We start from the raw sequence: 5,056 nt of genomic DNA, 5'->3' as shown, positions 1-5,056 counted from the left end.
GCCCCCGGTACGCCGATCCCCGAGATCGCCGGCCCCGGCAAGGAGACCATGGCGCAGGCGGCCCGGCTCCTCGGCGCCCGCCGCGGCATCACGGTCGTCGGCGTCGACGGCTCCGGCATGCCCGATGCCGAGCTCGCCGCAGGCGGCGCCTTCCTGCCCGGCCCGCACGCCAAACTCGCCGGACCCACCTTCCAGGAGTGGCTCGACACCCAGCCCTGAGCCGACCTCGCCCTTGTTCTCGGAGCGCCCCGGAGCTCCGAGAACAAGGGCTTCCCCCGAACCTTGGTCCGGCTACGTCCCCGGCTGGGGTTCCGCTCGGGTCTGCGGCTCCGTTCGCGGACGGGGCACCGGTGCGGCGACAGCGTCGGCCGGCAGCCGTCGCGCCAGCCGTACCACGACACCGGCCGCCACCCCGGCGAGCGCTCCAAGCGTCAGCCACAGCGCCGGCGCGGACTCCTCCAGCAGCACCGAGAACCCGGCCGGCGCGACCACCGCCGCGACCGCCCAGGTGAGCTGGTAGACCGCCAGGTACCGGCCGCGCAGCGCGGCGGGCGCCGCCGCCGCGGCCAGCGCCCACGACGGCGTGGCGTGCAGCAACTCCCCGGCGGTCAGCACGAGCGTGGCGGCGACCAGCCCCAGCGTGCGCGGCAGCCCGGCGGGCAGCAGCGCCACCGCCGCGTAGGCCGCGCACGCGGCGATCAGCACCGCGCCGCCCAAGGCCAGCGCGTGGGTACGACGGGCCGCCTGTTGCAGCCGCCGTACCGGCACCTGACCGACCGCCACCAGGAACGTGTTGAGCGCGTACAGCAGCCCGAGCAGGCCGGGCGAGGCGCCCAGCACGGTGACCGCGTACACCGGCAGCGCCACCGGCAGGATCATGTGCACGAGCGTGAACGCCTGCTCGGCGCCCACCAGCGCCATGAACGGCCGGTCCGCCATCACCCGCCGGTAGCCTCCGTGCGCGCCACGCTCCCTCGCCGTACGCGCCGGCGCGCCCGATCGCAGCAGGCACACCGCGGCCACCACGAAGCTGGCCGCGTTCACCGCGGCGACGAGCGTGTAGCCGGTGTGGCCGGCCAGCGACACCGCGCCCGCCGACAGCAGCCCGCCCAGGCCGAAGGCGACGTTGCGGGCCGTCGCCATGAGCGCGTACAGCCGGTCGCGCCCGGCCCCCTCGGCCAGGGCCGCCACGTATCCGGCCGAGGCCGGGTAGTACGCCCGCTCGCCGATCGACACCAGCGCGGCGACCGCGATCAGCGCGGGGAAGCCGCCCACGAACGGATAGGCGCCGAACGCCACGGCGCGCAGCACGTACGTGCCCACCAGCACGCTGCGGGCGTCGAAGCGGTCGATGAGCGCCCCGGCCACCGGGTTGGCGGCCAGCGCGACCGTGGCCGCCGCCGTCACCCCCAGCCCGACCGTGGTCGCGGGCAATCCGGTGACCTCGTGGATGAACAGCAGGGTGAGCGGGACGTACAGGCCGTTGCCCAGGGCGTCGACGAACATTCCGGTCAGGAACGCCCGCTCACCCAGGACACTGGCGATCTTCGTGCGTGGCATGCCGGCCAGTCTCGCGGCACACCACCCTTGGCGAATCGGCCCTCGGACCGGGACGTACCAGGGCCTTTGGTCCTACGCCCGTCAGCCAGGCGTCCAGCACGGGCCGGTCACGCCGGCCGTGGAGGAGATCGGCTGCGCTCCACGATCACCACATCGGCAGGCCTCGGTCCAGGCCGGTGATGTGCAGCAGCCGCGACATGAACGGGCGTGGCGCGGTCAGGGCCACGGTGATGCCCATCGGCCGGGCGCGGCGCTGGATGCCCACCAGGACGGCGAGCCCGGAGGCGTCGCAGAACGACACCGCCGACAGGTCGATGACGAGCAGGTTCGTGCTGTAGTTCAGCGTGCTCATCAGGTCCCGGCGCATCGCCGCGCTGGTGAAGATGTCGATGTCGCCGGACAGGTGGACGATGGTCGGCTGCGCCGGGTCGGCCACACCGAGCGGCGCGGTGTCAGAGACGGTCATGGGATTCTCCTTTCGGAGAAGCTGGAAACGATCGAGATGCCTGCCGGCCAGAGATCGGCCCGCCGCCAGAACGGGCGGTGCCTGAACCGCTCAATCCGGCCGGCAGGCGGCACGTGGGTCACGCCGGCGTCTGGGGCTCCTGCCCGATGACCGATCCGCCCTCGTTCTCCCAGCGTGACGAGCCGTCGCCCGGCGCCTGCGATGCGGCGCCGGGCGTCGGACAGGCCAAGGCGAGGATGGCGCCGGTGGTCAAGCCGGCGGTGTCCTGGGCGGTGAGGTTGAGCGTGGCCTCGGCGGGCCCGGCGGCGGTGTCCGGCGGGATGATCAGCAGGACGACCGGCTCGCCGGCGGCGAAGGTGAGAGTGATCACGCGGGGATCGGTGGAGAGGAACCAGCCGACCCGGACCTGCCGGCCGCGTGCCGGGAACCGGTCCGGGATGTGCCGCCACGCGTCCCGATGGACGCCTACCCGCAGCGTGGTGCGGCCCAGTCGCTGGTCGACGGCGGCGACGAGAGCGGGCAGTTCGGCGGCGGCGTCGCGGGAGCAGGGCCACCAGGCCCCGTCCACGACGGACAACCGGTCCGGCGCCAGATGGAATCGCAGACGCGCCGATGGCACGCGGCTGGGTGGTGTGCGTTGGGGAACAAGTGTCGGCGTCATGGTCGCCTGGCCCATCCAGGCCCTCCGGAGAGGGCCGGTGGTGGTTCGCCGGGGGCGACGCCGGCCTGAGTGCCAACGCTCGAAAAGTCCTCGGTACCTTTAAGCCTACCTCACCACGTCCGATAAGAGGGCGGCTCAGGCGTGCCAGTCGCTCGCGCCGCCCGGTACCGGCGCGGCCGGGTCGTACGGTTCGCGGGTGAAGATGAACGTGTTGAGGTCGAGGTGGTCATCGGCCACCCGCAGCGTCTCCCCGGCGTAGTAGCCGTCGAGCCCCAGCCACGTCCCGTCGTCCTGCGGCACGAACCGGGAGGCCCGCCCGGCGCCGCCGACGGGTTCCAGCGACAGCCCCCGCTCGGGCAGCAGCCGCAGCGTGTACGGCTTGGGCCCCCAATGCCACAGCCCCGTCACGGCGAGCAGGTCGGGGTCGGCGGCCACCGGCCGCCACTCCTCCGGCAGGCGCGGCTCGTGCTCGTCCAGGATGTCCAGCAGGTCGCCGAGCAGGGTGCCGCTCATGCCGGAGGTGGTATTGGCCATGAACAGCACGCCGACGCCTTCGGCCGGATCGCTCCACACGGTGGCCAGGAACCCCGGCATGGAGCCGCTGTGGCCGGCCAGCCTGCGGCCGCCGGCGCGTGACAGCTGCAGGCCGAGCCCGAAGCCGGAGGTCCACGTGTCGCCGTCGTCGACGATGACGGGCTCGCGCATCTCGGCGACGGTGCCGGGGGAGAGCACGCCGGCGGTCTGCCCGCCCAGGAACGCCGCCCAGCGGGCCAGGTCGTGCGGGGTGGACCACAGCTGCCCGGCCGGCCCCATGGCGTCGGCGTCGTGCTCGGGCTCGGTGAGCAGCACGTCCGCCCACGGGTGCACGGCGTAGCCGGTGGCGTGCGGGGCGCGCGGCCGGGCGGTGGTGTCGCGCATGCCGAGCGGGTCGAGCACCTCCTCCCGCAGCGCCTTGAGCCAGGTCGTGCCGCGCAGGCGGGCGACGAGCTCGCCGAGCAGCGCGAACCCCACGTTGGAGTAGTGCAGGCGCCGCCCCGGCCGGTGTTTGAGCTCGCGGAGGCCGAGCCGGTCGATCAGCTCGGCGGCCGGGACGCCGGGGGTGCGCTCCCACCAGGCGGTGGGCGGTTCGGCGGTCAGGCCCGAGGTGTGCGACAGCAGCTGGGCGATGGTCAGGTGTCCCAGCGGCGTGCCGGGCAGGTGCCGCTCCAGCGGGTCGGCCAGGTCGAGCGCGCCCTCGTCGCGCAGCCGCATCACCACGACGGCGACCATGCTCTTGGTGATCGATCCGATGCGGTACTGCGTCGCGGCGGTGGGGGCGGCTCCGTCGACGCGGCCGCGTCCGCCGAACCACGCCGTCCGCCCGTCGCGGACGATCGCGGCCGTCAGCGACGGGATCCTGCACTCGGCCTGTTCGACGGCCAGCCGGCGCATCAGGGCGCGGGCGGTCGTGTGGTGCACCTGACTCATGGGCGACAAGGGTAGCCCCTGCCCGCGCGCCCGCCCCCGGCTCGCGGGGACTTCGGGACCTCGTGAACGACAGGGTCGAGGCCGGCGCCGGGTCAGCGCGAAGGGGCGCGGTCGAAGGCGTCCAGAATGACCGCGGTGGCGTCCAGGTCGCGGCTGACGGGCCCCAGCCGCGGCACGTCGGCGGAGCCGGGCCAGGTGTGACCGCCGCCCTCGACCGTGTACAGCGCCAGCGTGGCGCCGCCGGGACAGCTGCGCCAGCGCCGCAGCCGTACGTCCGCGGCCGGGCGGGCAGTGGCGCGGCCGGTGCAGCCGAGCCGCGCCGCCCAGCCCTCGGCGGCGCTCTCGACCGGCTCCAGGGTGACCAGCCGCCCGAGGGAGCGCAGATCGCGGGGGGCGCTGCGCAGCGGGTGGCCGCCCTGGTAGGGGACGACCTGGTCGCCGGTGCCGTGGAAGGCCACGATCGTGGTCGGCGCGGCCTGCCGGCAGGGGCGCACGATGTTGAGCCCGGCGACCGCGGCCACGGCGGACAGGCGGCCGTCCATCGCGCACACGAGCGAGACGGCCATCGCGGCGCCGTACGACATGCCCGCGGCGAACTGCCGGCGCTCGTCGACGCACAGGTTGCGCCGCAGGTGCTCCAGCAGCGCGGTGAGGAAGGCGGTGTCGTCGGGCCCGCCCGTGCGGGGCAGCGTCCAGCCCATGCGCCCGTCGGCGGCCTGCGGCGTGGCCACCACGTAGCCGCGCCGCGTCCCCTGCTCGGCGAGCCGGCTGTAGGCCCGCTGCTGAACGGCGCCGGACCCGAGCCCGTGCAGATCGAGGATGACGGGATGAGGCCCGTCGCCCTCCGGGACGGCCAGCCAGAACTGCCGCCGCAGCCCCCCATCTGTCTCTTATACACACCT

General features: G+C 74.6%; 5 protein-coding genes and 1 pseudogene. 1 reads left to right on the top strand and 5 read right to left on the bottom strand.

What is annotated here, in order from left to right; genetic code table 11:
- A pseudogene (locus C1J01_RS46100) lies at positions 1-219 on the top strand (hypothetical protein); the annotation flags it as partial.
- A 72-nt stretch (positions 220-291) separates the two neighbouring features.
- On the opposite strand, the gene C1J01_RS46095 reads toward C1J01_RS46100, so the two are convergent.
- The 5 genes from C1J01_RS46095 to C1J01_RS46075 all read right to left on the bottom strand — a co-directional run bounded on the left by C1J01_RS46095 (position 292) and on the right by C1J01_RS46075 (position 4,888).
- Positions 292-1,560 (bottom strand): MFS transporter, encoded by a 1,269-nt coding sequence (locus C1J01_RS46095; RefSeq protein ID WP_111185325.1) that lies wholly within the window; start codon positions 1,558-1,560, stop codon positions 292-294.
- Between the two features lie 145 nt (positions 1,561-1,705).
- A complete protein-coding gene (locus tag C1J01_RS46090; RefSeq protein ID WP_111185324.1) occupies positions 1,706-2,026 on the bottom strand; it encodes an STAS domain-containing protein in 321 nt (106 codons plus the stop codon).
- A 118-nt stretch (positions 2,027-2,144) separates the two neighbouring features.
- A complete protein-coding gene (locus C1J01_RS46085) occupies positions 2,145-2,645 on the bottom strand; it encodes a DUF5994 family protein (RefSeq protein ID WP_146615991.1) in 501 nt (166 codons plus the stop codon).
- Between the two features lie 177 nt (positions 2,646-2,822).
- The gene (locus C1J01_RS46080; protein WP_111185322.1) at positions 2,823-4,154 is read right to left on the bottom strand and encodes a serine hydrolase domain-containing protein; all 1,332 of its coding nucleotides are present in this window, start codon (positions 4,152-4,154) and stop codon (positions 2,823-2,825) included.
- A gap of 92 nt (positions 4,155-4,246) precedes the next feature.
- On the bottom strand, positions 4,247-4,888 hold the full coding sequence (locus C1J01_RS46075) for a CE1 family esterase (protein ID WP_111185321.1): 642 nt from the start codon (positions 4,886-4,888) through the stop codon (positions 4,247-4,249).
- Positions 4,889-5,056: the final 168 nt, after the last annotated feature.

The organism is Nonomuraea aridisoli, from assembly GCF_003236395.1.
In the GTDB taxonomy this organism is placed as follows: domain Bacteria; phylum Actinomycetota; class Actinomycetes; order Streptosporangiales; family Streptosporangiaceae; genus Nonomuraea; species Nonomuraea aridisoli.
Note: the sequence above shows the minus strand (reverse complement) of the source record. Positions and strands in the feature narration are given on the sequence as shown.

Excerpts from the sequence above, each read along its gene's own strand:
- C1J01_RS46095 (WP_111185325.1), bottom strand. The coding sequence starts at position 1,560 with ATGCCACGCACGAAGATCGCCAGTGTCCTGGGTGAGCGGGCGTTCCTG.
- C1J01_RS46090 (WP_111185324.1), bottom strand. The coding sequence starts at position 2,026 with ATGACCGTCTCTGACACCGCGCCGCTCGGTGTGGCCGACCCGGCGCAG.
- C1J01_RS46080 (WP_111185322.1), bottom strand. The coding sequence starts at position 4,154 with ATGAGTCAGGTGCACCACACGACCGCCCGCGCCCTGATGCGCCGGCTG.